A 3,975-nucleotide genomic window follows, 5' to 3' on the forward strand; every position below is an offset into this window, starting at 1 on the left:
ACGCACTATTAACTATTTTCTTCTTTGCTTTCAGCAGAATCTATGAATCCTTCAGCTTCGGGGAAACATCTGTCCACATGCACTATCTCTTTGCCCTTCCTCTAGCAGGCGGCATCCTCCTCCTGCTCTTCATGAAAATGATTCCCAACCTCTCTCGGCTCAGCCTCAACCTCTGGAACTCAGCTGTAGCCACTATGACAGCCGGTATGCTCTTCCGTGGTATTGTCAATCTCTCTGGACGCTCAACGACGCTAGATATGCCCTACTGGTACGTAGGAGCAGGCTTTGCGGCTCTAGCTCTACTCTCCATGGTCTTTACGCGCAGTGTATGGGTAAAGAAAGAGACCAGCTCAATGTCTTAATCTCATAAAAAAATAAAGGTCGTGGTGTTTAAGCCACGACCTTTATTGAACACAAATCTGCTTTTTCTATAATCAACAATAAAACTTCTAAGAAAATCTTTGCCATCAAGTGGAAATGAGACCAACTTGTAAAATTAGACGATTCTACCCTGATCAACAACCAACTTGCCTGCTTTATAAACCTGATGGGTCAGGTTGGTAGCAAAGAAATAAAGTGGATAGTCGATATTCTTAGCGTCTAGGATAGTAATGTCCGCCTGCTTGCCAGTGTCAAAGCTACCAATCTTATCTTGACGGTTAACTGAATAGGCCGCATTGATAGTTACAGCGTTGAGTACTTCTACTGGTGTCAGACGCATCATAAAGCAGCCCAGCTGCATAACGAACTGCAGGTTAGCTGTCGGACAGGAGCCTGGATTGCTGTCGGTAGTCAGAGTGATAGCCATACCAGCTTCCAGCATCTTACGGGCTGGTGCATAGGTATCTTCCATCAGACTGAAGGTAGTTGCCGGCAAGAGATTACCGATAACTTTAGCTTCCGCCATCTTGCGAATACCTTCATCAGTCGCTACCATCAAGTGCTCTGCACTCGTTGCTCCTAGCTCAGCTGCTACATCTACTCCGCCGATAGACTCGATTTCATCAGCATGGATACGGAGCTTGAAGCCCATTTCCTTAGCCTTAGAAAGTAAGTAGCGTGACTCGTCAGCTGTAAAGACGCCTTTTTCACAGAAAATATCACAGAACTCAGCTAGATTTTCTGCTTTTACCCGAGGCAGCATTTCCTCGACGATGAGCTCCAGATATTCCTGAGAGTGTCCCTTGTATTCTGGTGGAACGGCGTGGGCAGCCATAAAGGTAGAAACGAGGTCAATGTCATGGTCTCGGTCTAGAGCCCCAACGACATCCAGCTGACGCTTCTCTGTTTCCCAATCCAAACCGTAGCCACTCTTGGCCTCGACAGTCGTCACCCCATGCAGGAGCATATAGTCCAGCAGTCTCTTAGACTTATCATAGAGAGTGTCAAAAGAAGCTTCTCGCGTCGCCCGGACCGTACTGAGAATACCGCCGCCTTGGGCAAGAATTTCCAGATAAGGGACCCCGGCTAATTTCTTAGCAAATTCATGCTCCCGGCTGCCGCCGTAAACCAAGTGAGTGTGACAGTCGATCAAGCCAGGGGTGGCAATCTTGCCTTCATAAGACTGGATCTTAGTATCTGGTCCAATCAGACTGACATCCGGCTCTCCGCTGCCAACTGCTAGGATTTTTCCGTCTTTGACTGCAATGTAGCCGTCCTCCAAGACCTGAGCTTCCTTCATCTCCTCACCAAATAGGGGATGTCCGAGGTCCTTGGGACAGAAGACTTGATTAAAGTGAGTTAATAGTAAATCAGCAGTCATGCTTGTTCCTCCATTTCATTTTCCAACTTATTTGCTTTTCATCATAATACACTATCGTCAAATTATAGTCAAAAACCATTATATATTGGATATATTGATATTTTTTATATTTAGAAATATTTTCTTGACTTTGTACTGACGGCGCTGTTATAAAATAAGGTCAAATCTTAAGTTATTTTACAAGGAGGAAATAAACATGTCATTCTACAGCGAACAAGATATTGCAGCAGCAATGACCGTCAAATTAGACGATGTATTACCTGAAAAAACGGTTTTCCAAGAAGGCATCCGTCGAGCACCCGACCGGGGCTTCCGTTTGACTCAAGCTCAAACCGAAATTGCTCTTAAAAATGCCCTTCGTTATATTCCAAAGAGATTTCATGAGGAAGTGATTCCAGAATTCTTGGAAGAGCTAAAAACTCGCGGACGGATTTATGGCTACCGCTGGCGTCCAAAAGAACGCATCTACGGCAAACCAATTGACGAGTATAAAGGAAACTGTACCGCAGCTAAGGCTATGCAGGTCATGATTGACAACAACCTGAGCTTTGAAATCGCCCTTTATCCTTATGAATTGGTTACTTACGGAGAAACTGGATCTGTCTGCGCCAACTGGATGCAGTACAACCTGATCAAGAAATACTTGGAAGTCATGACAGACCATCAAACCTTGGTCGTGGAATCTGGTCACCCGCTCGGACTTTTCAAATCTAAACCAGAAGCACCTCGCGTTATCATCACCAATGGCCTCTTGGTCGGTGAGTACGACAACATGAAGGACTGGGAAATTGCAGAAGAAATGGGCGTGACCAACTACGGTCAAATGACAGCTGGCGGATGGATGTACATTGGCCCTCAAGGTATCGTCCATGGTACTTTCAACACCCTCCTCAATGCGGGACGCTTGAAGCTGGGTGTGGCTGACGACGGCGACCTGACTGGCAAACTCTTCATCTCTTCTGGTCTGGGTGGCATGAGTGGAGCTCAAGGGAAAGCAGCTGAAATTGCTAAAGCAGTAGCAATTATAGCTGAAGTAGACCAATCTCGGATTGAAACTCGCCACTCCCAAGGCTGGATTAGCCAATTGGCTGAAAGTCCAAAAGAAGCAATCGACCTAGCTCAAAAAGCTCTGAAAGCTGGTGAATCAACTTCCATTGCCTATCATGGTAACATCGTAGACCTCTTGGAATACGTCAACGAGAACAATATCCATGTAGATCTGCTGTCTGACCAAACTTCTTGCCACAATGTCTATGACGGCGGCTACTGTCCAGCTGGTATCAGCTTTGAAGAGCGGACTCGTCTCCTAGCTGAAGACAAGGAAACCTTTGCTAAGTTGGTTGACCAAACCTTGGAACGTCACTTCAAGGCTATCAAGACCTTGACTAGCAACGGCACCTACTTCTTTGACTACGGTAATGCATTTATGAAGGCAGTCTATGACTCTGGCATCAAGGAAATTTCTAAGAATGGCTTTGACGACAAAGACGGCTTCATTTGGCCATCTTATGTAGAAGATATCATGGGGCCTATGCTCTTTGACTATGGTTACGGTCCTTTCCGTTGGGTATGTCTGAGCGGTAAGCACGAAGACCTAGTCGCTACTGACCACGCTGCTATGGAAGTGATCGACCCTAACCGCCGCTACCAAGACCGCGACAACTACAACTGGATTCGCGATGCTGAGAAGAACCAATTGGTTGTTGGAACTCAGGCTCGGATTCTCTACCAAGACTGTATGGGCCGTGTCAATATCGCCCTCAAGTTCAATGAATTAGTCCGCGAAGGCAAGATTGGTCCTGTCATGATCGGCCGTGACCACCACGACGTATCTGGTACCGATTCTCCATTCCGTGAAACTTCCAATATTAAGGACGGTTCTAATGTTACCTGCGACATGGCTGTGCAATGTTACGCTGGTAATGCCGCTCGTGGTATGAGTCTGGTAGCTCTCCACAACGGTGGCGGAACTGGTATCGGTAAAGCAATCAACGGTGGATTTGGCTTGGTATTAGACGGTAGCGAACGCATTGATGAAATCATCAAATCTGCTATCGCTTGGGATACGATCGGCGGAGTTGCACGACGTAACTGGGCACGCAATGAGCATGCTATCGAAACGGCTATCGAGTACAACCGTCTCCACCAAGGAACAGATCACATTACCATTCCATACTTAACTGACGAAGATTTGGTCAAAGAATCTGTTAAGA

At 46.4% G+C, this 3,975-nt stretch carries 3 protein-coding genes; 2 read left to right on the plus strand and 1 reads right to left on the minus strand.

The window, feature by feature from the left end; all coding sequences use genetic code 11:
- Positions 1 to 362 (plus strand): hypothetical protein (locus RWS39_RS09300; protein ID WP_314482862.1); only part of this gene is annotated, 362 nt, incomplete at its 5' end.
- 134 nt (positions 363 to 496) lie between these two features.
- Here the strand turns inward: RWS39_RS09300 and hutI are convergent.
- Positions 497 to 1,762 (minus strand): imidazolonepropionase, encoded by a 1,266-nt coding sequence (gene hutI / locus RWS39_RS09305; RefSeq protein WP_314482865.1) that lies wholly within the window; start codon positions 1,760 to 1,762, stop codon positions 497 to 499.
- 196 nt (positions 1,763 to 1,958) lie between these two features.
- Here hutI and RWS39_RS09310 point away from each other — a divergent pair.
- Positions 1,959 to 3,975, plus strand: a 2,017-nt coding sequence (locus RWS39_RS09310) for a urocanate hydratase (protein ID WP_314482867.1), incomplete at its 3' end; no start/stop codon positions are given.

The sequence above is a fragment of the Streptococcus cristatus genome (assembly GCF_963529205.1).
Lineage (GTDB): Bacteria > Bacillota > Bacilli > Lactobacillales > Streptococcaceae > Streptococcus > Streptococcus cristatus_O.